Origin of the sequence: Roseomonas sp. AR75 (assembly GCF_005222815.1) — a bacterium.
Classification (GTDB): domain Bacteria; phylum Pseudomonadota; class Alphaproteobacteria; order Acetobacterales; family Acetobacteraceae; genus Falsiroseomonas.
On record NZ_STGB01000002.1, the window covers coordinates 177,168 to 201,539 of the forward strand.

Genomic DNA, 24,372 nt, shown 5'->3' on the forward strand with positions numbered 1-24,372 from the left:
TGGCGCCGCCACCGGGGCGTGGTCTGTGCGCGCCGCCACGCAAGAGGAGCCGCATGTCCGCCCACGCGCTCGAGAGCCTGCTCGCCGGCATCCTCGCCAGCCTCCTCGGCGCGGAGCGCGGCCGCATGGCCCTGCAATTCCTCAAATTCGGCGTGGTGGGCACCATCGGCTTCGTGGTGGATACCGCGGTGCTCTATGCCGGGCTGGCGCTGGGACTCGGGCTCTATGGCGGGCGCGCGGTGTCGTACCTGGCGGCGGCGACGACCACCTGGGCGCTGAACCGGGCCTGGACCTTCCGCGGCCAGGGCAGCGGCCCGGCTCTGCGGCAATGGGCGGTGTTCGTGGCGGTGAACCTGGTAGGCTTCGCCTGCAACTACGGCACCTATGCGCTGCTGGTGGCCTTCGTGCCCTTCGTGGCGAACCACCCCATCCTGGGCGTGGCGGCGGGCAGCCTGGCGGGAATGGTGGGCAATTTCGTGCTGTCGCGCCGCTTCGTCTTCGCCAGCCCGCCGGACACCCGGCCTTGATTTCCGGCCCGACCTGCGCTGACTGCGCCCTGTGACGCAGGATCGCACCATGGACGCCTCCGCTGCGCTCGACACCGCGCGCCGGGCGCCGCGCATTGCCGTGCTGGTGCCCTGCTACAACGAGGAGGTCGCGATCCCCAAGGTGATCGCCGATTTCCGGGCCGCCCTGCCGGAAGCCACGATACACGTCTACGACAACAACAGCCGCGATCGCACGCGGGAGGTTGCCGCCGCCGCCGGCGCGGTGGTGCGGCGCGAGACGCAGCAGGGCAAGGGCCATGTGGTCCGCCGCATGTTCGCCGATGTCGAGGCGGATGTGTACGTGCTGGTGGATGGCGACGACACCTACGATGCCGGCTCCGCCCCCGCGATGGTCGCCATGCTGCTCGAGGAGCAGTTCGACATGGTGACCGGCGTGCGGGTGACCGATGCCGCGGCCGCCTACCGGCCGGGCCACCGCCTGGGCAACCGGGTGCTGACCGGCGTGGTGCGGCTGGTGTTCGGCGACCGCATCACGGACATGCTTTCGGGCTACCGCGTGTTTTCCCGCCGCTTCGTGAAGTCCTTCCCGGCGCTGGCCGTGGGCTTCGAGACGGAGACGGAGTTCACCGTGCATGCGCTGGAGTTGCGCATGCCCGTGGGCGAGTTGCGTACCCGCTACAAGGAACGGCCGCCGGGCAGCCACTCCAAGCTCAGCACCTACCGCGACGGCTTCCGCATCCTGCGCACCATCGGCCTGCTCGTCCGGCGGGAGCGCCCGTTGCCCTTCTTCACCGGCGTGGCCGCCGTCTTCGCCATGTTCTCGCTGCTGCTGGCGGTGCCGGTGCTGCAGACCTGGTTCGACACCGGCCTCGTGCCGCGCCTGCCGACGGCGGTGCTCTCCATGGGGCTGATGCTGCTGTCCTTCCTGCTGCTGTCCTGCGGGCTGATCCTGGATACCGTCACCCGCGGCCGGCTGGAGGCGCGGCGGATCGCCTATCTCGCCATCCCGGCGCCGGGGCCCTTGCCGCCGGCGCGCTGAACACGGAACGCCGGGCGCTCCACGCGACCTTCCGGAATGGGAAGGCCGCGAAACGATGTCGCGACAAACGTCATGTTTCGTAAAGGTTTCTCCTGTTTCGAGCCTTCATCCTTGATTTTGTTCCCTCCCCCCTGTCGTGCTACAACCCCATCCACGCGCCGTTCATGTGCGGGGCGGCAGTCTGCATCCTGCATCCTTCCAGTCCGACGGTCAGAAGAGCCCCAAGAACCCCATGACGGCCACCGCCCCAGAAGCCAGCGGTGACACCGCCGACCGTCCCGCGGTCGCGCCGGTCGCCACGGCCCGCCTGAACCGTCTCGGCACGGTGCCCGGGCCGACGCCCGCGCCGGAGGGCGCGCCGCCATCCCTGCGGGATTTCCTGGGCAGCTTCCTCGGCAGCGAGGAGACCCGGCTGCGCGACCTGCTGGCGTTCGGCCTTGCGGTCCAGGCCGGCAAGCCGCCGGGGCCGGACGGGATCGACGCGCTGCGCCGCAAGGCCGATGCCGACCTGAACGACCACGCCTTCCGCCTGCTGCACAACCAGGTGGCGGAGATCCGCCGCCAGGCCGTGGAGGAGGAGGCCGCCCGCCAGCCCCGTCGCTTCGGCTTCTTCCGCGCGGTGCTGGCCAACCTCGTCGCCCTGGCCATCGCGGGGCTCGTCGTCCTGGCGCTCCTCGCCATGGACCCGGGCCTGCCGGCCGAACTTGCCGGGCAGGCCGCACGGCTGCTCTCGACGATAAACGGGGGGGGCTGACGCGATGCTGCGCCCGATGCCGCTCAACATGCAGATGCCGGAGCGGACCGGCGAAACCGTGCTGTCCAAGGCCGTGGCCTCCTGCCGGCGGCACATCGCCGCGGTCGCGCTGTTCAGCGGCGTGGTCAACATGCTGCAGCTCACCGTCTCGCTTTACATGATGCAGGTGTTCGACCGGGTGCTCTCCACCCGCAGCATGGACACGCTCTACTACCTGACCGCGATCGCGATGTTCGCGCTGCTCGTCATGGCGGTGCTGGACGGGTTGCGCGGCCAGATCATGCAGCGCATCGCCGGCTGGGTGGAGGGCAAGGCCGCGCCCGAGGCCTTCCTGCGCGCCATCGAGAGCCAGCTCCGCAACCGGCCCTACCGGATGGAGGCGCTGCGCGACCTGTCGGTCTGCCGCAACTGGCTCGGCTCGCCCGCCTCGCTGACCCTGTTCGACGTGCCCTGGGTGCCGATCTTCCTGGCGGTGATCTTCCTGCTGCACCCGATGCTGGGCGCCATCGCCCTGGTGGGCGCCGTGCTGCTGTTCCTGCTCACGCTGACCAACGAGTGGGCGACGGGCGCGCTGGTGCGCCAGGCCTCCACCGGCGCGATGGCCAGCCAGCGCCGGGCGGAGAGCATGGTCCGCAACGCCGAGGTCATCGACAGCATGGGCATGGGCCCCGCGGTGCTGCAGCGCTGGCGAGAGGGGCTCTCGGCTTCCCTGCCGCCGCAGGAGCGCGCGGCGGACCGCGCGGCCTTCCTGCTCTCGATCACCCGGTTCTTCCGCCTGGCGGTGCAGGTCGCGGTGCTCGGCTACGGCGCCTACCTGGTGCTGGAACAGCAGCTGACCGCCGGCGCCTCCATCGCCGCCTCCATCATCATGGGCCGCGCGCTGGCGCCGGTGGAGCAGATGATCGGCGGCTGGAAGCAGCTGGTGCAGGCGCGCCAGGCGTATCGCCGCCTGCTCGGCTTCCTCTCCCTGCCGCGCATGCGCCCGCCGGGCATGGCGCTGCCCGAGCCGACCGGCCGGGTCGCCGCGGAGCGCGTGACCTTCGGCTTCCCCGGCCAGCCCGTGGCGATCATCAAGGGCGTGTCCTTCAACCTCGCCGCCGGGGAATCGCTGGCGGTCATCGGCCCCTCGGCGGCGGGCAAGACCACGATGATCCGGCTGCTGATCGGCACGCTCCAGCCTTCCGCCGGCACGGTGCGGCTCGACGGCGCCGACGTCTTCACCTGGATGCGCGAGGATTTCGGCAAGTATGTCGGATACCTGCCGCAGGATGTGGAGCTGTTCGACGGCACGGTGCTGCGCAACATCTCCCGCATGGCCGATGCCGACCCCGAGCTGGTGTTCGAGGCGGCGAAACTCGCCGGCTGCCACGAGATGATCCTGCGCCTGCCGCAGGGCTACGACACCGAGATCGGCGATGGCGGCCAGCACCTCTCGGGCGGCCAGCGCCAGCTCATCGGCCTGGCGCGCGCGATGTTCGGCAGCCCGAAGATGGTGGTGCTGGACGAGCCGAACTCGAACCTGGACGGCGATGCCGAACAGGCGCTGATCCGGGGCCTCGAGGAGCTGAAGCGCCGCGGCGCGACGGTGATCCTGGTCTCCCACCGCCCGACCCTGGTGCAGGGCGTGGACAAGGTGCTGCTGATGCGCGACGGCGCGGTGGAGGCCTTCGGCCCGCGCGCCGAGGTGCTCAAGCGGCTGGTGCAGCAGCAGAGCCGGCCGGCTGAAGTGCCGGCCCGCGTCGAGGGTGGCGCCCGATGAACCAGATGACGCTGCCCCGCAACGCCGCGCCGGCGCCCATCCCGGCAGGCGGCCCGCCCGCGCTCTGGCAGCCCAAGGACGAGCCGCTGATCCTCGATGCGCCGAAGCCGCGCACCGGCATGCCGGTGATGATCGGCTCGATCATCGTGCTGCTCTTCGTCGTCGGGCTCGGAAGCTGGGCCGCCTTCACGCCCCTGGCCGAGGCGGCGATCGCGCCGGGCGTGCTGAAGGTGGAAGGCACGCGCCGCACCATCCAGCATTTCGAGGGCGGCATCGTCCGCGAGATCCTGGTGCGCGACGGCGACGAGGTCCGGCGCGGCCAGGTGCTGATGAAGCTGGAACAGCCCCAGGCCCAGCAGCAGACCGAGACGCTGCGCAGCCAGCGCTGGGCGCTGCTGGCGCAGGATGCGCGGCTGGTGGCCGAGCAGAACGGCGCCGAGCAGATCACCTTCCCGCCGGAGCTGATGGATGCCCCGGCGGCGCGCGCGCAGGATTCGCTGGTCGGCCAGCGCACCCTGTTCGAGGCCCGCCGCGTCGCGCTGCAGAGCCAGCTCAACGTGCTGGAGGCCCGGGTGGACCAGTTCCAGGCGCAGATCCGCTCCGCCGAAGCGCAGCGCGAAGCGCAGGAACGCGCCCTGGTGCTGCTGCGCGCAGAGGAGAGCAACACCGCCCGCCTGCTCAGCCAGGGCCTGGCGCGACTGCCGCAATTGCTGGCCATCCAGCGCCAGGTCGCGTCCTCGGAGGGCAACATCTCCGACCTGCGCAACCAGGTGGAGCGCAGCAACGCCCAGATCGCCGAGGCGCAGCGCGAGATGCTCCGCCTGCGCGACCAGCGCGCGCAGGAGGTCTCGGCCGAGCTGCGCGAGGTCCGCGTCAAGCTGGCCGAGGCCGAGGAACGGCTGCGCGCCGCGGAGGACGTCTCGACCCGGCTCGAGATCACCGCGCCGGAGGCCGGCACGGTGCTGAACCTGCGCGTCTTCACCGTCGGCGCCGTGATCCGCCCCGGCGACCCGGTGATGGACCTGGTGCCGCGCGAGGACCGCATCGTCGCCGAGGTGAATGTCCAGCCGAACGACATCGAGGTGGTGCATCCCGGCCTGGTGGCGGAGGTCCGCCTGCCTGCCTTCAAGCAGCGGCTGGTGCCCTACCTGCACGGCCACGTGATCTTCGTCGCCTCCGACGTCACGCAGGACGAGCGGCGCGGCATCGCCTACTACAAGGTCAACATCGAGATCGACCAGAGCCAGCTTGCGGCGCTGAACGGCGTGCAGCTTCGACCGGGCATGATGGTGGAGGCGCAGATCCAGACCGGCGAGCGATCCTTCGCGCGCTATCTTCTGCAGCCGGTCTTCGACAGCTTCCACCGCGCCTTCCGCGAGCAGTAGAAGCCGCACCCGGCCCGAAGCGCGCCGCCGCCGCGGCGCGCGGCCGCGTCACCTCTCCACCATCCACGACAGGACCATCCCCATGGCTGCCAGCCCCATCATCTTCGGCGACGGCGTGCTCGATGTGCACATCGCCAACGGCGTCGCGCGCCTGACCTTCGGCGCGGCCACGGCGCAGAAGGACGCGAAGCCCGAGCCTTCGGGCACGCTGGTTGTTCCCGTGGTGCAGTTGCCCGCCCTGGCGCGGGTGATGGTCGAGGTGACGAAGCAGGTGGAGCAGCGCGCGAAGGAGGCGATGGCCCAGGCGCAGAACCAGGCCAAGGCCGCCCCCGCCGAGGCCCCGGCCACCGCCGGCACCGACCAGGTCACCGGCGCCTTCCGCTTCAACGGCTAGAGCACGTTCCGATCGACTGGAATCAGTCGATCGGAAGGTCGTGCTCTAGGAAACGCGATTCTAGAGCAGCTTATGCCCGTTCGGCGGAACCGTGGAGCGGTTCCACTCGAACGGGCGCTGCTCTAGGAGGCTCGCCCTCCCCTGCTTGCGAGGGAGGGTGCTTCGGCGTCACCCCGCCGCATATCCCTGCGGATGCGCCGCGTGCCAGGCCCAGGCGGTGCGCACGATATCGTCCAGCGCCGGAAAGCGCGGCGTCCAGCCCGTCTCCTGCCGCAGCCGCGCGGAGGACGCGACCAGCGCCGCCGGATCGCCGGCGCGCCGGGGGCCGTATGAATGCGGCACCGTCCGCCCGCCGACGCGTTCCACCGCCTCCAGCACCTGCCGCACCGAGTAGCCCGTGCCGTTGCCGAGGTTGTAGCGGACGGATCGCGTCTCGAGCACCTCGAGCGCGCGCAGATGCGCCTCGGCCAGGTCCGTCACATGGACATAGTCGCGGATGCAGGTGCCATCGGGCGTCTCGTAATCGGCGCCGAACACGGTCAGCGCCGGGCGTAGCCCCATCGCCGCGCCGATCGCCAGCGGGATCAGATGGGTCTCGGGATCGTGGTCCTCGCCCGCGCGTCCCTGCGGATCGGCGCCGGCGGCGTTGAAGTAGCGCAGCGCGGCGAAGCGGAGGCCATGCACCGTCTCCGCCCAGGCCAGCGCACGTTCGCAGAGCAGCTTGCTCTCGCCATAGGCCGAGGCGGGTTCCAGCCGCTGCGCCTCGTCGATCGGGATGCGCTCGGGGAAGCCGAACAGCGCGGCGGTGGAGGACAGCACGAATTTCCGGCAGCCCGCCTTGGCCGCGGCACCCGCCACGGTGGTCACGCCGGCCACGTTCTCGCCGATGTAGCGCATCGGATCGCGCATGCTGTCGCCCACCAGGGAGAGCGCGGCGAAATGCAGCACCGCCTCGAACGGGCCGCTGGCGAAGGCGGCTGCCACCAGGTCGCGATCGTCGCAGCGCCCTTCGATCAGCGTCGCCCCCGCGGGCACCGCGGCCCGATGGCCCTTGGACAGGTCGTCGAGCACCACGACCTCGTCGCCGCGGTCGAGCAGCGCCAGCACGGTATGGCTGCCCACATAGCCGGCCCCGCCGGTCACCAGGAAACGCGCCAAGCAGACTTCTCCCAGGAGATTCCGCCCGAGCGAAAGCAGGCGGCAGGCGGAAGTTCACGCACAGCACTGTGGCTGCCGCAAGGCGAGGCCGGGCCCGGCTTCGCGCCACCCCCCGGCCTGGACTATCCCTGGCCGATGCGCACGCAGCTTCGAAGGCGGATCGGACGTGGCGCGGGGCTTTCGGCCCTGCTGGGGATGCTCCTCGCGGCGGCGTCCGCGGGCGCGGCGGAGGGGCCGGTGGCCCGTGCCGCGGACTGGGCGGCGCGCTCCTTCCCCACCGAAGGCCCCGCCCGCGCGATCGGCAGCACCTCGCTCGGCTGCATCGCGGGCGCGGTGGCGCTGCCGGCGGAAGGGCCGGGCTGGCAGGCCATCCGGCTCTCGCGCAACCGCAACTGGGGGCACCCTGCCACCATCGCGCTCGTCGCGCATGTCGCCGGACGGGCCCGAGATGCCGGCCTGCCGGATCTCTGGATCGGCGATCTCGGCCAGCCCCGCGGCGGGCCGCTGCCCTGGGGGCATGCCAGCCACCAATCCGGCCTGGACGCCGACATCTGGCTCGACCTTCGTCCCAAGCCGCTGGTCCCGGCCGCGCGGCGGGAGGAGCTTTCGATCCCCTCCCTCGTGCTGCCGGATGGCAGCGGGGTGGATCCCGCGCGCTGGACCGCACGCCATGCGACGCTGATCCGCATCGCGGCGGAGGCGCCGGGGCTCGACCGATTGCTGGTGAACCCCGCGATCAAGCTGCGGCTCTGCCAGGACCACCGTGGCGAGGCGTGGCTGCGCCGGGTGCGGCCCTGGCGCGGGCATGACAGCCACATGCATCTGCGCCTGCGCTGCCCTGCCGGCAGCCCGGAATGCCGCGACATCGCACCGCCGCCCCCGGGCGATGGCTGCGACTCGACACTGGACTGGTGGTTCAGCGCCGAGGCACGCCGGCCCCCGCCCCGCCCCGCCCAGCCCGGTCCGCCGCCGCGGCTGCCGAGCGCCTGCGCCGCGGTGCTGGCCGCCCCGGATATGCCCGCCAGATAGGCATTCAGCGCATCGAAAGGGCAGCCCCGCCGCTGCTGCTGCGCTGCGGCAAGGGCTTGGCCGTTGGCGCGCGTCTTGCGTGGCCCTGCCCCCGTGACGCACATCTGGGGGCGTCTGGAGCAGATCGCGGACGGCCGGATCCGGCCGGGAGCGTGAATCTGCTCCACAAACAAACGGCTGGAGTCGTCGCCGCGAGCGCATGCGAGCGGCAGCGGCGGCCGGCCCGGGCAGGGGGCATAATGGAGCGGCCTTTCGTCGAGATCACCGGCGTTGCCATGCGCTACGGCGGCGTCGAAGGGACGCTGGCGTTGCAGGGCACCACGCTGGACGTGAAGAAGGGCGAGTTCATCGCCGTCGTCGGCCCCTCCGGCTGCGGCAAGTCCACGCTGATGCGGCTGGTCACCGGGCTCTGGCCAGCCACCGCCGGCACCGTGGTGGTGGCCGGGCAGGAGGTGGCGGGGCCGCTTTCCATCGCGGGGATGGCCTTCCAGAACCCCACGCTGCTGCCCTGGCGCAACATCCTGGACAACGTGATGCTGCCGCTCGAGGTGGTGGAGCCGCATCGCCGCAAGCTCCGCTCCGAACGCGCCCAGTACGAGGCCCGCGCGCGCGAGTTGCTGCGCCTGGTCGGGCTGGAGGGCTTCGACCAGAAATTCCCCTGGCAGCTCTCGGGCGGCATGCAGCAGCGCGCCAGCCTCTGCCGCGCGCTGATCCACGAGCCCGCCCTGCTGATGCTGGACGAACCCTTCGCCGCGCTCGACATCTTCACGCGCGAGGACCTCTGGTCGGTGCTGCAGGATGTCTGGATCGCGCGCCGGCCGACCGTGATCCTCGTCACCCACGACCTCCGCGAGGCCGCCTTCCTGTCCGACAGGGTGCTGGTGATGTCCTCCCGTCCCGGCCGCATCATTGCGGAGCGCGTTGTGGACTTCCCGCGGCCGCGCACGCTGGAGGACACCTACAAGCCGGAGTTCGTCTCCCTCGTGCATGACCTGCGCGAGTACATCAGTGCCGCCCGGAAGGGCGAGGAGGTCGCCCATGCCCAGTGAGGCCGCACTCGCGCCCGGCGTGGTCGCCGGCGACAACGGCATGTCGCCGGAGGCGCTGCGGCGCCTGGAATCCATGGCCGCCGCCGCGCGGCGCCGCCGCCGGCTGCAGACCGCCCTGCCCTGGCTGGTGATCATCGGCATGTTCCTGGTGTGGGAAATCGCGGTCCGCGCCTTCGACGTGCCGGAATTCGTGCTGCCCGCGCCCAGCGCCATCGCCGCCAGCATGGTGAAGTGGTGGTGGCCGCTGATGGACAATGCCTGGCAGACCACGATGACGACGCTGATCGGCTTCGGCCTGGCGATCGTCTTCGGGCTGCTGCTGGGCATCGCCATCGGCAGCTCGACGCTGCTCTATCACGGGCTCTATCCGCTGCTGATCGGCTTCAACTCCATCCCGAAGGTCGCGGTGGTGCCGATCCTGGTGATCTGGTTCGGCATCGGCACGGTGCCCGCCGTGATCACAGCCTTCCTGATCAGCTTCTTCCCCATCGTGGTGAACGTCGCCACCGGCATCGCGACGGTGGAGCCGGAGTTGCGCGACGTGCTGCGCGCGCTGGGCGCGCGGCACACCGACATCATCCGCAAGGTCGGCCTGCCGCGCGCGATGCCGTATTTCTTCGCCTCGCTGAAGATCTCGATCACGGTCGCCTTCGTCGGCTCGATCATCGCGGAGACGGTCGCGGCGAACAAAGGCATCGGCCACCTGATGATCCTGGCCTCCTCGCGCTTCGACGTGCCGCTGGTCTTCGCGGGGCTGATCGTCACCGCGATCCTCGGCGTGGTGCTCTATGTCATCGCCGTGGCGATCGAGAACCGCACCACCGGCTGGGCCATGCGCGGGCAGAACGACCAGCAGGTGAAGTTCGGCGGCGCATGACGGCGTCGGGGAGCGGGGCGCCTCCCCGCTCCCCCGCCGCGATCAGCCGCGGCGCAGCGGACACAGGGCCAGCGGCCCACCGATGCTGGTCGTCAGCCGGCGGCACGCCGCGAAATCGGCGACAAGCCCGTGGCGCGCCAGCGAAGCGGCCACCGGCGCCTCGCCGCCCGGCGTCATCAGCACCAGCAGGCTGCCCTCATGGGTCGCGATGCGCTGTGCGATCTCCCCGTCGAACCCGGTCACGAGGCGTCCCGCCGGATCGTCATGCGCGACGATGCGCAGGAACGGCACCTCCGGCGGGAAGAAGGGGATGACGAAAGCGTTCGGCCTCCAGCCGCGATGCCAGCCGGGCACGACCACCAGCGCATCGTCCAGCGCCATTCCCTCGGGCGGTGCCACTGCGACGAAGGGCGACCAGAGCGCGCCCGCCCAGGGGATGCGGTCCCGGTTGCTCGGCTGGATCGGCAGCACCACGAGCATCAGCGCCAGCGCCAGCAGCCGCGCCGCGCGCCCCGCCAGCGGCAGGAACCCGACCGCCGCGACGACGGCAAGCGGCGCCAGCATCTCGAGCGGGATGGCGTAGCGATAGATCGAGAACAGGTAGAGCCAGATCAGGTAGCCGGCCGCGATGGTGAACAGCACGAACAGCGCCGCGCGGCGCTCCGCCAGCAGGTTGGCGGCGCGCGGCCGCAGCAGCGCGAGGACGAGGCCGGCCGGCACCAGCACATAGGCGACCAGCAGCTTCGGATCGCGCACCGGGCTGTCCACGCGCCAGGGCATGCGCAGCATCACCCAGGGATAGACCAGGGCCTCCCACAGGTCGCGCGGCAGCGCGTGGCGCGTGCGCATGTCGGCGATCGGGCCGAGGGGCGAGCGGAAGACGTGGTTGAAATAGGGAAACAGCGGATTGCCCGTGGTCTCCCACAGATGCCAGAGCCAGAAGCCGGATGTCGCGAGCACGCCGATCGCGCCGCCCAGCCCATAGGCCAGCATGGCCGCGACGCGCCGCCCCGGCGTCAGCAGCAGCGCGAGCCCGATGCCTGCGGCGAAGACGATCACGGTCTGCTTGAGACCCACCCCAGCGCCGGCAGCGATCCCCGCCAGCACCAGCAGCGGCAGGGCGCGGGAGGCCGGACCAGCGAAGACGAGGTCGGCGCGGCGCAGGATCAGCCACATCGCCAGGAAGACCGGCAGCGCCACCAGCGCGTCGTAGTAGGTCGTGCCGAGAACGTAGAGCGAGCCCGCGCCGAGCATGCCGACCAGCGCCGGCACCACCGGCGGCACGCCGGCGCGCCGATCCAGCACATGCCCCGCGATGCCCCACAGCAGCAGCCCGCTCAGCCCGTGCAGCGCGCCGAGGAGGAAGGTCAGCGCCGCGCCAGGCAGCACCCGGTTGCCGAGGTGGAAGGGCAGGTCGAGCAGCGGGTTGAAATAGACGTGGAAATCCGCCGCCAGGAGGTCATGCCCGTGGCGCCCATGCAGCCAGGCATGCGGGTTGTAGAAGTGGTAGTGCAGCAGGTCCCAGTTGTCGTCCTTGCCGAGCGCCACCGCCAGCAGCCCGAAGCCCAGCGGGAAGCCGAGCGCGGCGAGGATGCGCAATCCGCTCATCGCAGGCGCCACGCGGCGACCGTCGTGCCCGACGGCAGCAGGCGCCGCGCCCCCGGCTCGGTCTCCAGCGCGCGGTCGGCGGCGCTGCCCGGCGCCACCAGCACGACGCCGGGTTGCAACCGGCGCAGCCGGTCGTCCTCCGGCAGCGCGTCCTCCGTGCCTAGGAAGGGACGCCCGGCGAAATAGGCCGCGAAGATCGCCGCGAAGCCGAGCTCGCCGACCGAGGCGATACCGCCCGGCACGTCCTGCGCGCCGATGGCGTGCGCGACCTGCCGCGCCGCCAGGACCGCCGGGTTGGGCCGGCCGAGCACCGCGACCGCGATGTCGTGCCGCAGGGGCAGCAGGAAGGCGAGCAGCAGCAGCAGCGCCGCCAGCGCCCGCCGCAGGTCGCGCCAGCGCCCCTCCCCGGCCAGGGCGAAGGCCATGCCACCGGCCGCCGCCAGCATCAGCGGATAGGCCAGCATCAGGTAGCGCGCCTCGCCATTCGACAGCACCGGCAGGTAGATCGCCGTCAGCATCGCCGCCGGCAGCAGCGCGAAGCGCCAGGCATGCGCGCCACCCACCACCGCCAGCGGCGCCAGCAGCAGCGCGACGAGGCCGAGCCCGATGGCGTCGAAGCCGCGCAGCGTGACCAGGCTGCGCTCGAGATTGTTGCGCATGACGCGCCCGAGATGCCGGAGCGACGCCGCATCGGCCCAGGGCGACCAGGCGGCATAGGGCATCTCGGTCGCCTCCTCCCACGCCGTCACGCGGCCCTCGCGCGGTGCATGGAAGGTCGTGAAGGCCGGGTGCGGCGGATCGAAGCGCCCGCCCGCGGCGGCGACATAGGACGGGCCGACCAGGGCAAGGTTGACGGCACCGCTGGTGCCGAAGCTCGGCTTCCCGTACTGCGCGGACAGCGCGCCGATCCAGGGCGCGGCGACGAGCAGCAGCACGACGGCGCTGCGCAGGGTGGGCCCCGCAGCCCGCCAGCCGGCGCCGCCCGCCGCCGCATGCCAAAGGCCGCAGAGGGCCACGAGGCCGAGGCCGAGCGGCAGCGCGACCGCCTTGGCGTAATAGGCCAGACCGAACAGCAGGCCGACCAGCGCCTGCTGCCGGAAGCGCATGACCCAGCCCGGCTGCAGCGCCGCCGCCAGCCCGCCCAGCAGCAGGCCGCTCACCAGCAGGTCCGGCGTGATGATGCGCACCGACCAGGCCAGCGCGAAGGCCAGCAGGCAGAGCCCGCCCACTGCCCGCGCCGCCGACGGCACGCCGGCGGCGCGCAGGAAGGCCATCGCGCCGCCCAGGAACAGCAGCGCGGAACCCGCCATCGCCAGCCGCGCCGCGCGCAGCGCGTCGCCTGTCAGCGGCTCCAGCGCGGCCACCAGCCAGGGCAGCAGCGGCCCCCAATAGCCGCTCAGCGCCAGGTCCCAGGCGCCGGACCGCCAGTGCCGCGCGATCATCAGGTAGCCGATCGCGTCCGGGTTCAGCCGGTCCGGATTGACCGCCGCGGCGAGCCCGAACAGCACCGCCGCGGTGAGCAGCAGCAACGCGGGCAGCAGCCTTCCCTCGGCGCGCAGCACGGCCATCCCCTCCGCCGGTCACGCAACGGTTGCAGGCTTGCACGAGGCGCGCGCCGGTGGAAGGCCGGTGCGGCGTCGCACGCCCGCGCGATGCGGCACCGGGCCGCTTGCGCTCCGCCGCCGGGCGGCCCATCCCTGGCGGCATGATCGGCGTCGACTGGGGCACCACCAGCCTGCGCGCCTACCGGCTGGGGCCGGGCGGCGCGGTCACCGACCGGCTGGACCGGCCGGGCGGAATCCTTACCGTGCCCGCCGGCGGCTTCCCCGATGCGCTGCGGGAGGCGATCGGCCCCTGGCTCGCGGCGGGCGAGGCGCGCGTGCTGCTCTGCGGCATGGTCGGCAGCCGGCAGGGCTGGGTCGAGGCGCCTTATCTGCGCTGCCCCGCCGGCCCGGCCGAGATCGCCGCCGCCACCGTTCCCGTGCCGTTCGAGGGCGCAGAGGTCCGCCTGGTGCCGGGCCTGACGACCGAGGACGCGGACGGCGTGCCCGACGTGATGCGCGGCGAGGAGACCAAGCTGGTCGCGCTCGCCATCGGGCTGGATGACGGGCTGGCCTGCATGCCCGGCACGCACAGCAAATGGGCGCGGCTGGAGGCCGACCGCGTCACCCACTTCACCACCCACATGACCGGCGAGGTTTTTGCGGCGCTGTCAACGCATACGATCCTGGCGCGCACCAGCACGGATGGCCCGCCGCGGCCGGAGGCCTTCGCGCGCGGCGTGGCGCGCGCCCGGCAGCAGGGCGGGCTGCTGCATCACCTGTTCGGCACCCGCGCGCTGAACCTGATGGGACGGCTGAAGGAGGCGGAGACGCGCAGCTACCTCTCGGGCCTGCTGATCGGGCACGAGATCGCCGCCGCGCTGGCGGAACGGCCCACGACGCAGGTGGAACTGGTCGGCGCGGCGGAGCTTGCCGCGCTCTACGAGGACGCGCTGCGCATCGCGGGCGTCACGGTGCGCAGGCACGACCCCGACCTGGTCGCGGCCGGGCTGCACCAGATCGGACGGAGCCTCGGATGGGCCTGAAGGACTGGCTTTCGCGCTGCCCGCTGGTCGCCATTCTGCGCGGCGTGAAGCCGGCGGACGTCGAGGCCATCGGCGACGCGCTGCTCGCCGAGGGCTTTGCCGTCATCGAGGTGCCGCTCAACTCGCCGGACCCGCTGGAGAGCATCGGCCGGCTGGCCCGGCGCTGCGGCGACCGCGCCCTGGTCGGCGCCGGGACCGTGCTCGATCCCGCCGATTGCACCCGCATCGCGGAGGCCGGGGGGCGGCTGGTGGTGACGCCGCATGCGGACCCCGAGGTAGTGCGCGCCGCGAAGGAAGCGGGCATGCTCGCCGTGCCCGGCTTCTTCACGCCGGGCGAGGCCTTCGCGCTGCTCAAGGCGGGCGCTGACGGCCTGAAGCTGTTCCCCGCCGAGGCCGCCTCCCCCGCGGTGCTGAAGGCGCTGCTGGCGGTGCTGCCGAAGGGCACGCCGATCCTGCCGGTGGGCGGGATCGATCCCGGCACCATGGCGCCCTGGCGCGCCGCCGGCGCCGCTGGCTTCGGCATCGGCAGCGCGATCTACCGCCCCGGCGACGCCGCCGCCACCGTCGCGGCAAAGGCCCGCGCCCTGCAGGCCGCGCTGCCCGGCGCTTGAAGTCCAGCGCCCGCGCATCTATTGCGGAAGGGTGGCCGCAGGGCCGCGACCTGGGAGGCAACGAACATCATGATCGCCCGCCGATCGCTTCTTCTCGCGGGGGCCGCCGGCCTCGCCGCGCCCGCGCTGGTGCGTCCGGCCTCGGCGCAGGAGGTGACGCTTCGCCTGCACCACTTCCTGCCCGCGGTGTCCAATGTCCACCGGCACTTCCTCATGCCCTGGGCGCAGAAGATTCAGACCGAGAGCGGCGGCAGGCTGCGCATCCAGATCTTCCCCTCGATGCAGCTCGGCGGCGCGCCGCCGCAGCTCTACGACCAAGCGCGCGACGGCGTGGCCGACATCATCTGGACGCTGCCCGGCAACACCCCCGGCCGCTTCCCCAAGGTCGAGGTGTTCGAACTGCCCTTCGTGGCGCATCGCCTGGCGATGCCGAACGCCAAGGCCTGCTGGGAATTCACCGAGAAGCACCTGCGCGACGAGTTCCGCGAAGTCCACCCGATCACCGTCTGGGCGCATGACGGCGGGCAGATCCATTCCAACAAGGAAGTCCTCCGCATGGAGGACCTGCGCGGCCTGAAGCTGCGCTTCCCCACACGCCAGGCCGGCGAGGCGCTGCGCGCGCTTGGCGCCGCGCCGATCGGCCTGCCCATCCCGCAGGTGCCGGAGGCGCTGAGCCAGCGCGTGATCGACGGCGCCGTGGTGCCGTGGGAGGTGGTGCCCTCGATCCGCCTGCAGGAGCTGGTGAAGAACCACACGGAGATCCCGGGCAGCCCGACGCTCTACGCCGCCACCTTCATCCTGGCGATGAACCCGGCGAAGTACCAGGCCCTGGCCCCCGACCTGAAGCGCGTGCTGGATGCGAATTCCGGTATGGTGGCGGCCGAGATGGCGGCGAAGGTCTGGGACGAGCAGGGCCCGGTGGTGCGCGCGATGGTGGAACGCCGGCGCGACAACAAGATCGTGCAGATCAGCGAAGCCGAGAAACAGCGCTGGATCGAGACGACGAAGCCGGTGATCGACAGCTGGGTGGCCGGATCGCGCGAGAAGGGCTTCGACGGCGCCGCGCTGCTGGCCGATGCCCGCGCGCTGATCGCGAAGAATTCCGGCGGGGTCGGCTGAGCCGGACGCGACGGTGAGCGTGGAGGCACGGGACGCCGGGCCGCCTGCCGGCCCGGTGCCGCTGCTGGCGCGCGCGCTGGCGTTCCTTGGCGGTGCCTCGCTGCTGGTCGCGGCCTGCATGACGACCGTCTCGGTCGTGCTGCGCTGGCTGACCAGCCAGCCGATCCGGGGCGATTTCGAGATCGTCTCCATCGCGTCGGGTGTCGGCGTGCTCGGCTTCCTCGCCCATGGCACGCTGATGCGGTCGAACATCCTGGTGGACAGCTTCACCACCTGGCTGCCCCGGCGCGTGACCGGCGTGATCGACGCATTCTGGATGCTGGTCTGGGCGGGGCTGGCGCTGTGGATCGCGGAGCGGCTGGTGCTCGGCGCCTGGGACAGCTGGCGCAGCGGCACGCGCACCATCGGCCTGCTCGCGCTGCCTTACTGGTGGGCTATCGGCCTCGGCGCGCTGTGCTTCGCCGCGACCGCGCTGGCCGCGCTGTGGTGGCTGCCGCGGCTGGTCCGCGGGCGCATCTGATGGCACCGGAATTCGTCCTGGCCGCGACCGGCTTCGCGGTGCTGCTCGGCCTGATCGCCATCCGCGCGCCCGTGGGCCTCGCGATGCTGCTGGTCGGCATCGGCGGCTATGTCCACATTCTCGACTGGTCCGCGCTGGCGAATTATCTGAAAGCGACGCCCTACCACCTGTTCGCGAACTACACGCTCTCGATCATCCCGCTGTTCATCCTGATGGGCGCGCTGGCGGAGCGCGGCGGGCTGGCGCGCGACCTGTTCGCCGCGGCGAATGCGCTGGTCGGGCGCAAGCCCGGCGGCATGGCGATGGGCGTGATCGGCGCCTGCGCCTGCTTCGGCGCGGTCTGCGGCAGCTCCGTCGCCACCACAGCCACCTTCGGCCGCGCCGCGCTGCCGGAGCTGCGCCGCTACGGCTACGATGCCGGCTTTTCCACCGGCACCATCGCGGTGGGCGGCACGCTCGGCATCCTGATCCCGCCGAGCGTGATCCTGGTGGTCTATGCCATCAGCACCGAGCAGAACATCGCCAAGCTGTTCATGGCGGCGCTGATCCCCGGCGCGATCGCGACGGTCCTCTACCTGCTCGCCATCGCCATCGTGGTGCGGCTGAAACCCGCCTTGGCGCCGCCGGGCGCCGTGCCGACCGGCGCGGAGAAGCGCGCGGCCTTCCTCAACGTCATCCCCGTGCTGCTGATCGCCGTGGTGGTGGTGGGCGGCATCTATGGCGGCGTCTTCACGCCGACGGAAAGCGCCGCGGTCGGCGTGATCGCGACGCTGCTGGTCGGGCTGCTGCGCGGCACGCTGCACGCCCGCCACGTGAAGGAAGCGCTGTTCGCCACCGCCGAGACGACGGCGATGATCTTCGTGATCCTGCTCGGGGCCGAGGTGTTCAACGCCTTCCTGGCCCTGACCCAGGCGCCGGACCTGCTGGCGCTGTGGATCACCGAGCAGGATTTTCCGCCCTATGGCGTGCTGGCGCTGCTGCTGCTGGCCTACATCATCCTCGGCGCGGTGATGGACGAGCTGGCGATGATCCTGCTGACCCTGCCGGTGTTCTTCCCCGTGATCACCGCGCTGGATTTCGGGCTCAGCACGGAGGAGACGGCGATCTGGTTCGGCATCCTCGTGCTCTGCGTCGTCGGCATCGGGCTGACGGCGCCGCCGATCGGGCTCAACGTCTTCGTCATCTCCGGCCTGGCGAAGGACGTGCCGATCGCCCGCACCTACAGGGGCGTGCTGCCCTTCCTGGCGATGGACGTGATCCGCCTGGTGCTGCTCGCGGCTTTCCCGGCGCTGTCGCTGTGGCTGGTCGCGCTGCTCAGTTGACGGCGGGCCGGGCCAGGGGCAAGCCCTGCCACACAGGAGGACCCATGCCATGGCCGACGCCTTCATCTGCGACGCCGCCCGCACCCCCATCGGCCGCTATGCCGGCGGGCTGAAGGAGGTCCGCACCGACGACCTCGGCGCCATCCCCATCAAGGCGCTGAAGGAGCGCAACCCGAAGCTCGACTGGGCCGCGGTGGAGGACGTGATCTATGGCTGCGCCAACCAGGCCGGCGAGGACAACCGCAACGTCGCGCGCATGGCGCTGCTGCTGGCGGGCCTGCCGGACAGCATCCCCGGCAGCACGGTGAACCGCCTCTGCGGCTCGGGCATGGATGCCGTCGGCATTGCCGCGCGCGCGATCAAGGCTGGCGAGACCGAGCTGATGCTGGCCGGCGGGGTCGAGAGCATGACGCGCGCGCCCTTCGTCATGGGCAAGTCGCAGGAGGCGTTCGGCCGCACCGCGGAGATTTACGACACCACAATCGGCTGGCGCTTCGTGAACCCGAAGATGAAGTCGGAATACGGCATCGATTCCATGCCGGAGACGGCGGAGAACGTCGCGCAGGAATTCCAGGTGAGCCGCGCCGACCAGGACGCCTTCGCGTATCGCAGCCAGCAGCGCGCCGGCAAGGCGCTCGCCTCCGGCCGCTTCAAGGAAGAGATCGTCCCGGTGACGATCCCGCGCCGCAAGGGCGAGCCCCTCGTTGTGGATACAGACGAGCATCCGCGCCCGGACACCACGCTGGAAGCGCTGCAGAAGCTCGGCACGCCCTTCCGCAAGGAAGGCGGCACGGTGACGGCAGGCAATGCCTCCGGCGTGAATGACGGCGCCTGCGCCATCCTCGTCGCCAGCGAGGCCGCGGCGAAGAAGCACGGGCTCACGCCGCGCGCGCGGATGGTGGCGGTGGCGACCGCGGGCGTCGCGCCGCGCATCATGGGCTTCGGCCCGGCGCCCGCCACGCGCAAGGTGCTGGAGAAGGCCGGGCTCAAGCTCTCCGACATCGCCGTGATCGAGCTGAACGAGGCCTTCGCCGCGCAGGCGCTGGCGGTCACCCGCGACCTCGGCCTGCCCGACGATGCGGAGTTCGTGAACCCCAATGGCGGCGCCATCGCGCTGGGCCACCCGCTGGGAATGAGCGGCGCGCGGCTGGTGCAGACCGCGGTCGCCGAGCTGCATCACCGCCAGCAAAAGTATGCGCTGGTGACGATGTGCATCGGCGTCGGCCAGGGCATCGCCATGATCCTCGAGCGCGTCTGAGTTTCGGCTCCGTCCCCCACTGTTCTTCTCCCTCCCCCGCCACTTCGCGGGGGAGGGTCGGGGTGGGGGAAACCCACTCACGCAACTCCTTTTCGGAGCGAGCACAAGCAATGTTCCTCCAGCTCCACGACATCGCCATCCACGCGCTTGTCGAAGGCCCGCCGCCCACCGCGGACGCGCCGCCGATCCTGCTGCTGCATTCCATCGGCACGAACCTGCACGTCTTCGACCCGCAGGCGGCGGGGCTGGCGCGCAACCACCGCGTCATCCGCATGGACCTGCGCGGCCACGGCCTCTCCGGCGTCACGCCCGGTCCGTACACGATGTCTCAGCATGCGCAGGACGCGCTCGCGCTGCTGCATGCGCTCGGCATCCCCCGCGCGCATGTGCTTGGCCTGTCCATCGGCGGGCGCATCGCACAGCAGATGGCGGCCGAGGCACCCGACCGCGTCGCCTCGCTGATCCTGATGGACACCGGCGCGGAATTCCCGCCGCCGGACTCCTGGCAGCAGCGCATCGACATCGTCACCGCGCAGGGCATGGCCGGCCTGGTGGACATGGTCATGCCGCGCTGGGTGGTGGATGCGACGCTCGCTTCCTCGCAGGGGCTGCGCCGCATGCTGCTGGCGACCGACCCGCTTGGCTATGCCGGCTCGGCCGCCGCGCTGCGCGATGCGCGGGCCGCCGAATTAGCCGGCCGCATCGCCTGCCCCAGCACCGTGATCGTCGGTGAGCGCGACGTCGCCACGCCGCTCGCCGTGGCGGAGACGCTGCGCGACATGATCCCTGGCGCACGCCTCGCCACCATTCCCGAAGCCGCGCACATTCCCACGCTGGAAGCCGCGGAGGCGACGACGGCGGCCGTGCTGGAGCATCTCGCCGCGCTGCGGCCGCAGCCGGGCCTCGATGGCGGCTTTGCCGTGCGCAGGGCCACGCTGGGCGACGCGCATGTCGCCCGCGCGCAGGCGCACCTGACCGCGATGGACACCGCCTTCCAGGACTGGATCACCGGCAATGTCTGGGGCGAGATCTGGACCCGCCCCGGCCTGACGCGCCACCAGCGCAGCATGCTCGTGCTGGCCGTCACCGCGGCGCTCGGCAGGCATGAGGAATTCGAGCTGCATGTCCGCGCCACGCGCAATACCGGCGTTACGCCGGAGGAGGTCGGCGAATTGCTGTTGCAGGTCGGCGCCTATGCGGGTGTTCCCGCGGCCAATTCCGCGCTTAAGATCGCCAAGCGCATCCTGCTGGAGGAGGCGGGCTGACCCTGCCGCTTCCGCAAGCTTTGCGACAACGCGCCAAGGAAGCCACACGGTGAGCGACCCGATCCCCTATCGCCCGCTGCAGCCCGGCACGCAGCCGCCGCTGGACAGCCCCGCCTATGGCAGCACGCACAAGCGCCATCCGAAGCAGGCGCTGCTGCGCATCCCGCAGACCCTGACCGAGACCAGCGCGCCGCGCTTCGACACATCCCGCTATCCCGCGCATGCCGACATGAGCCAGGTGAACGGCAAGGGTGCGCTGGGCGAACGCATCATCGTGGCGGGCCGCATCACCGACGAGGACGGCCGCCCGCAGCGCGGCGTGATGGTGGAGGTGTGGCAGGCCAACGCCTCCGGCCGCTACCACCATCCGCGCGACCAGCACGACGCGCCGCTCGATCCGAATTTCGAGGGCCGCGCGCGCATCTTCACCGACGACGACGGCAAATACAGCTTCGTCAGCGTGAAGCCCGGCGCCTATCCCTGGCGGAACCACTGGAACGCCTGGCGTCCCATCCATATCCATTTCGGGCTGCACGGCGCGGGCTTCGCCCAGCGCATGATCACCCAGATGTATTTCCCCGGCGATCCGCTGCTCGATCTCGACCCGATCTTCCAGGCGACGCCCGACAAGGCGGCGCGGGAGCGGCTGGTCTCGAAATTCGACCTCGAGATCACCAAGCCCGAATGGGCGCTGGGCTACCGCTTCGACATGGTGCTGCGCGGCCGCGAGGCCACGCCGTTCGAGAAGGCCTGAGGCGATGACCGCAGCCACTGCGTCGCAGACCGCCGGCCCCTACTGGCATATGATCGACTTCCCGGAATGGGCGGACCTGCTCCGCGCCGGGTCCGGCAACGAAGGCGTGCAGGGCGAGCGCATCGTGCTCACCGGCCGCATCACCGATGGCGACGGCGCGCCGGTATCAGACGGCCTGGTGGAGATCTGGCAGGCCGGCCCGGACGGTCGCTACGAGGATGTGTTCCACGGCTTCGGGCGCAGCGCGACGGATGCCGAGGGCGTGTTCCGCTTCACCACGCTGAAGCCCGGCCCCGTGCCCGGCCGCGGCAATGCGATGCAGGCGCCGCATATCGAGATCACCATCTTCGCGCGCGGCCTGATGCAGCACCTCGTCACCCGCGCCTATTTCGAGGGCGAGGCGCTGAACGCGACCGATCCCGTGCTGACGATGGTGGAAGACCCCGCCCGCCGCGCCACGCTGGTGGCGAAGCCGCAGGGCGAGGGCGTGTGGCGGCTGGACATCCGTTTGCAGGGCGAGGGCGAGACGGTGTTCCTGGAGGTTTGAGTCTGGAACCTCCCTCGCCGTCTTCTCCCTCCCCCGCATGCGGGGAGGGCCGGGGTGGGGGCGGAGCGCCGTCCCCACTCATATCTCGCGGCCCCCACCCTAACCCTCCCCCGCACGCGGGGGAGGGAATGTGAGTTCGCCATGACCGTGAACCCCGCCGATGCGCCCGTGCAAGGCGCCGTCTACGGCTCCGACGCGATGCGCGCGATCCTCGCGGAGCCCGCCGCGCTGCAGCGCATGCTGGATTTCGAAGCGGCGCTGGCCCGCGCCCAGGCCCGCCTCGGTCTGATCCCCGCCGAGGCCGCCGAAGCGATCACGGCAGCCGCCGACGCGACGAAGCTCGACCTGCCCGCGCTCGCCGGCGCCACGCGGAACATGGGTTTTCCCACCGTCGGCCTGGTGAAGCAGCTATCGGCCCGCGCCGGCGCCGAGGCTGGCCGCTGGACGCATTGGGGCGCCACCACGCAGGACGTGCTGGACACCGCGCTGGTGCTGCAACTGCGCGACGCCATTACGCTGCTCGACGCCGACCTGGCGCGCCTGATCGCCGCCCTCGCAACACTGGCCCGCACGCATCGCGACACCGTCATGCCCGGCCGCACCCATGCGCAGCAGGCGCTGCCGATCACCTTCGGCTACAAGGTGGCGCTCTGGCTCGATCCGCTGGTCACGATGCGCGAACGCCTGGCGCAGCTCCGCCCGCGCGTGCTGCGGCTGCAATTCGGCGGCGCGGTCGGCACGCTCGCCTCGCTCGGCGAAGACGGGCCGAAGGTTGCAGCGGAGCTGGCGCAGGAACTCGACCTCGCGCTTCCCGCCATCACCTGGCATGTCGCGCGCGACGGCATCGCGGAGCTCGGCTGCTGGTGCGGCCTGCTCTGCGGCACGCTGGCCAAGCCCGCCACCGACATCCTCTGGCTGATGCAGTCCGAGGTGGGCGAGGCCAGCGAGCCCGCCGCGCCCGGCAAGGGCGGCAGCTCCACCATGCCGCAGAAGCGCAACCCGATCGGCTGCGAATACGTCATCGCCCAGGCGCGCGGCGCGCAGGCGCAGATCCCGCTGCTGCTCGGCGCCATGCTGCACCAGCACGAACGCGGCGCCGGCCCGATGCAGGAGGAACAGCTCGCCCTCGGCCAGATCCTGCTGCTGACCCATGGCGCGCTGGCGACGCTGCTGCCCATCGCCGAAGGGCTGGAGGTGGATGCCGCGCGCATGCGCCGCAACCTCGATGCGGGCGGCGGCATGATCATGGCGGAGGCGGTGATGATGGGCCTCGCGCCGCATCTCGGCCGAGGCGCCGCGCATGACGCGGTGCACCATGCCTGCGACGTCGCGCTTGCGGAGGGCGTGACGCTGGCCGCGGCGCTGGGCAGGGACGAGCGCATCACAGCGCTGCTCGATGCCGCGGGCATCGCGCGCCTGACCGACCCCGCCGGCTACCTCGGTGCGGCGGGCGCCTTCACCGATGCGGTGTTGCTGCGCGCGGACGCATCACGCCTCAGTGCGGCGTGACCGCGCGCTGCAAGGTCTCCACCGCGCAGGTCAGGCTGAAGGGCTTCGCCAGGAAGGTGGCGCCGGGCAGGGCACGGCGCGGGTCGGCCTCGCGCACCCGACCTGAGGCGTAGACCACCGGCAGGTCCGGCCGCAGCCGACGCGCCGCGCGGGCCAGCACGAAGCCATCGGCGCCGGGCAGGTTGATGTCCGTCAGCAGTGCCGCGAGATCGCCGCGCTCCGCAACGAGATGCAGTGCCGTCTCCGCATCGGCGGCTTCCAGCACTTCGAAACCGGCATCGGCCAGCGCCTCGGCCAGCGTGCCGCGGACCAGCGCATCGTCCTCCACGAGGAGCAACAGGGGCGACGAGGCCATGGAGGGCGAGGAGCTCCGATGCCGACACCGGGACACTGGGGTCGGGCCGCACATCCGTCCTGTGACACTTGCGTGATCCGGCCGCGGCGGCGTGCGATTCCGCCGCGGCGTGTCGCACTTCCCTCAGCCGAGTTCCACCACGACCTCGCCAAGTCCCTCGAAGCCGCCGACCACGCGCTGGCCGCCATCCACCCAGAGCAGGCCGGTCCAGCTTCCGGTGGTCACCACCTGCCCCGCCTGCAGATGCAGGCCGAAGCCGTGCAGGTGGTTCGCCAGCCGCGTGAGCGAGACCAGCGGGTCGCCGGCCGGGTTGCTGCCGCGCTTCTCCACCTGCACCTGCCCGCCGCAGCTCTGCCGCACCAGCAGGTTGCCGAGGTCATGGCTGCGCCAGCCCGGCACCTCCGCGCCGCAGACCAGGCCGGCATGGGCGATGTTGTCGGCCATGTTCTCCAGCAGCGGCACCGCCTTGATGTCGGAATAGCGGCTGACCACCAGTTCCACCGCGGGGAAGCAGGCTGCGATCGCCTCGCTGACTTCCTCCTGCGTATACGGTGTGCCGCGCTGCGGCAGGTCGCGGCTGAGGCGAAAGGCGATCTCCGTCTCGATGCCGATCTTCCCGCCCTTCGGCACCGGCCAGGTCACGGGCGACCCCTTGATGCCGCGGGCGTCCAGCAGCGCGGCGGAGGGCGGCGCGCTGGCGGGCGTCGCGCATTTGTAGCCGCCGATGATGCCACCGAGCCGGCGCAGCACCTCGCGCTGGATCGCCCAGGCGCCTGCCTCGTCGGCTGGCGCGTTCGCGCCGAGCCCGGCGAGGGGCGGCGCGCCGTTGCGCACGGCAAGCAGCGCCTCGGCGGCGCGTTGGACAGTATCGGACATCAGGCGTTTCCCGTGGTTTCCCGGCGCGCAGCGTTGTGCGCCCCGGCCACGCTGTCTAGCCTGCGCGCCACGCGAGGAGGAAGCAGGG

The 24,372-nt window shown here is 71.7% G+C and carries 24 protein-coding genes; 19 read left to right on the forward strand and 5 right to left on the reverse strand.

What is annotated here, in order from left to right; translation table 11 throughout:
• The first annotated feature begins 53 nt into the window (after positions 1 to 53).
• From E4T13_RS08710 to E4T13_RS08735, 6 genes are all read left to right on the forward strand, one after another.
• Positions 54 to 527 (forward strand): GtrA family protein, encoded by a 474-nt coding sequence (locus E4T13_RS08710; protein WP_206030122.1) that lies wholly within the window; start codon positions 54 to 56, stop codon positions 525 to 527.
• A 49-nt stretch (positions 528 to 576) separates the two neighbouring features.
• The gene (locus tag E4T13_RS08715) at positions 577 to 1,548 is read left to right on the forward strand and encodes a glycosyltransferase family 2 protein (protein ID WP_137177902.1); all 972 of its coding nucleotides are present in this window, start codon (positions 577 to 579) and stop codon (positions 1,546 to 1,548) included.
• Between the two features lie 232 nt (positions 1,549 to 1,780).
• Complete coding sequence (locus E4T13_RS08720; RefSeq protein WP_137177903.1) at positions 1,781 to 2,302, forward strand: hypothetical protein; 522 nt, start codon at positions 1,781 to 1,783, stop codon at positions 2,300 to 2,302.
• 4 nt (positions 2,303 to 2,306) lie between these two features.
• Positions 2,307 to 4,061, forward strand: coding sequence for a type I secretion system permease/ATPase (locus E4T13_RS08725; protein ID WP_240791047.1), 1,755 nt, complete (start codon positions 2,307 to 2,309; stop codon positions 4,059 to 4,061).
• On the forward strand, positions 4,058 to 5,446 hold the full coding sequence (locus tag E4T13_RS08730; protein ID WP_137177904.1) for an HlyD family type I secretion periplasmic adaptor subunit: 1,389 nt from the start codon (positions 4,058 to 4,060) through the stop codon (positions 5,444 to 5,446). Before E4T13_RS08725 ends, E4T13_RS08730 begins: the two co-directional genes overlap by 4 nt.
• 82 nt (positions 5,447 to 5,528) lie before the next feature.
• Entirely contained in the window at positions 5,529 to 5,840 is a 312-nt protein-coding gene (locus E4T13_RS08735) for a hypothetical protein (protein WP_137177905.1), read from the forward strand.
• A gap of 168 nt (positions 5,841 to 6,008) precedes the next feature.
• Here the strand turns inward: E4T13_RS08735 and galE are convergent, their stop codons facing one another.
• Entirely contained in the window at positions 6,009 to 6,998 is a 990-nt protein-coding gene (gene galE, locus E4T13_RS08740) for a UDP-glucose 4-epimerase GalE (RefSeq protein ID WP_137177906.1), read from the reverse strand.
• Between the two features lie 237 nt (positions 6,999 to 7,235).
• On the opposite strand from galE, the gene mepA reads away from it, so the two are divergent.
• From mepA to E4T13_RS08755, 3 genes are all read left to right on the forward strand, one after another.
• On the forward strand, positions 7,236 to 8,027 hold the full coding sequence (gene mepA, locus E4T13_RS08745; RefSeq protein ID WP_240791048.1) for a penicillin-insensitive murein endopeptidase: 792 nt from the start codon (positions 7,236 to 7,238) through the stop codon (positions 8,025 to 8,027).
• Between the two features lie 239 nt (positions 8,028 to 8,266).
• Positions 8,267 to 9,076 (forward strand): ABC transporter ATP-binding protein, encoded by an 810-nt coding sequence (locus E4T13_RS08750; RefSeq protein ID WP_137177907.1) that lies wholly within the window; start codon positions 8,267 to 8,269, stop codon positions 9,074 to 9,076.
• On the forward strand, positions 9,066 to 9,953 hold the full coding sequence (locus E4T13_RS08755) for an ABC transporter permease (RefSeq protein ID WP_306768484.1): 888 nt from the start codon (positions 9,066 to 9,068) through the stop codon (positions 9,951 to 9,953). Before E4T13_RS08750 ends, E4T13_RS08755 begins: the two co-directional genes overlap by 11 nt.
• Before the next feature lie 42 nt (positions 9,954 to 9,995).
• Here E4T13_RS08755 and E4T13_RS08760 read toward each other — a convergent pair whose 3' ends face one another.
• Both E4T13_RS08760 and E4T13_RS08765 read right to left on the reverse strand, forming a co-directional pair.
• Complete coding sequence (locus E4T13_RS08760) at positions 9,996 to 11,561, reverse strand: hypothetical protein (protein WP_137177908.1); 1,566 nt, start codon at positions 11,559 to 11,561, stop codon at positions 9,996 to 9,998.
• Positions 11,558 to 13,129 (reverse strand): hypothetical protein, encoded by a 1,572-nt coding sequence (locus E4T13_RS08765; RefSeq protein ID WP_137177909.1) that lies wholly within the window; start codon positions 13,127 to 13,129, stop codon positions 11,558 to 11,560. The genes E4T13_RS08760 and E4T13_RS08765 overlap by 4 nt, the downstream gene beginning before the upstream one ends.
• Before the next feature lie 137 nt (positions 13,130 to 13,266).
• Here E4T13_RS08765 and E4T13_RS08770 point away from each other — a divergent pair, with 137 nt between their 5' ends.
• The 10 genes from E4T13_RS08770 to pcaB all read left to right on the forward strand — a co-directional run bounded on the left by E4T13_RS08770 (position 13,267) and on the right by pcaB (position 23,053).
• Positions 13,267 to 14,148, forward strand: coding sequence for a 2-dehydro-3-deoxygalactonokinase (locus E4T13_RS08770; protein ID WP_137177910.1), 882 nt, complete (start codon positions 13,267 to 13,269; stop codon positions 14,146 to 14,148).
• Complete coding sequence (locus E4T13_RS08775) at positions 14,139 to 14,759, forward strand: 2-dehydro-3-deoxy-6-phosphogalactonate aldolase (protein WP_137177911.1); 621 nt, start codon at positions 14,139 to 14,141, stop codon at positions 14,757 to 14,759. The genes E4T13_RS08770 and E4T13_RS08775 overlap by 10 nt, the downstream gene beginning before the upstream one ends.
• Before the next feature lie 69 nt (positions 14,760 to 14,828).
• On the forward strand, positions 14,829 to 15,878 hold the full coding sequence (locus E4T13_RS08780) for a TRAP transporter substrate-binding protein (protein ID WP_137177912.1): 1,050 nt from the start codon (positions 14,829 to 14,831) through the stop codon (positions 15,876 to 15,878).
• A 13-nt stretch (positions 15,879 to 15,891) separates the two neighbouring features.
• Positions 15,892 to 16,398, forward strand: coding sequence for a TRAP transporter small permease (locus E4T13_RS08785; protein ID WP_240791049.1), 507 nt, complete (start codon positions 15,892 to 15,894; stop codon positions 16,396 to 16,398).
• On the forward strand, positions 16,398 to 17,720 hold the full coding sequence (locus E4T13_RS08790) for a TRAP transporter large permease (RefSeq protein WP_137177913.1): 1,323 nt from the start codon (positions 16,398 to 16,400) through the stop codon (positions 17,718 to 17,720). The genes E4T13_RS08785 and E4T13_RS08790 overlap by 1 nt, the downstream gene beginning before the upstream one ends.
• Before the next feature lie 49 nt (positions 17,721 to 17,769).
• A complete protein-coding gene (gene pcaF / locus E4T13_RS08795) occupies positions 17,770 to 18,978 on the forward strand; it encodes a 3-oxoadipyl-CoA thiolase (protein ID WP_137177914.1) in 1,209 nt (402 codons plus the stop codon).
• Between the two features lie 110 nt (positions 18,979 to 19,088).
• On the forward strand, positions 19,089 to 20,243 hold the full coding sequence (locus tag E4T13_RS08800) for an alpha/beta fold hydrolase (protein ID WP_137177915.1): 1,155 nt from the start codon (positions 19,089 to 19,091) through the stop codon (positions 20,241 to 20,243).
• Positions 20,244 to 20,292: 49 nt separating this feature from the next.
• Positions 20,293 to 20,997 (forward strand): protocatechuate 3,4-dioxygenase subunit beta, encoded by a 705-nt coding sequence (gene pcaH, locus E4T13_RS08805; protein ID WP_240791050.1) that lies wholly within the window; start codon positions 20,293 to 20,295, stop codon positions 20,995 to 20,997.
• Positions 20,998 to 21,001: 4 nt separating this feature from the next.
• Positions 21,002 to 21,544 carry a protocatechuate 3,4-dioxygenase subunit alpha gene (pcaG, locus tag E4T13_RS08810; RefSeq protein ID WP_137177917.1) on the forward strand — a complete coding sequence of 181 codons (543 nt, stop codon included), beginning with the start codon at positions 21,002 to 21,004 and terminating at the stop codon, positions 21,542 to 21,544.
• A 141-nt stretch (positions 21,545 to 21,685) separates the two neighbouring features.
• On the forward strand, positions 21,686 to 23,053 hold the full coding sequence (gene pcaB / locus E4T13_RS08815) for a 3-carboxy-cis,cis-muconate cycloisomerase (RefSeq protein ID WP_137177918.1): 1,368 nt from the start codon (positions 21,686 to 21,688) through the stop codon (positions 23,051 to 23,053).
• On the opposite strand, the gene E4T13_RS08820 is transcribed toward pcaB, so the two are convergent.
• Both E4T13_RS08820 and E4T13_RS08825 read right to left on the reverse strand, forming a co-directional pair.
• Entirely contained in the window at positions 23,040 to 23,408 is a 369-nt protein-coding gene (locus E4T13_RS08820) for a response regulator (protein WP_137177919.1), read from the reverse strand. The genes pcaB and E4T13_RS08820 overlap by 14 nt on opposite strands.
• 123 nt (positions 23,409 to 23,531) lie before the next feature.
• Positions 23,532 to 24,284: a 2-keto-4-pentenoate hydratase gene (locus E4T13_RS08825; RefSeq protein WP_137177920.1), complete on the reverse strand. Its 753-nt coding sequence runs from the start codon at positions 24,282 to 24,284 to the stop codon at positions 23,532 to 23,534.
• Between the last annotated feature and the right edge of the window lie 88 nt (positions 24,285 to 24,372).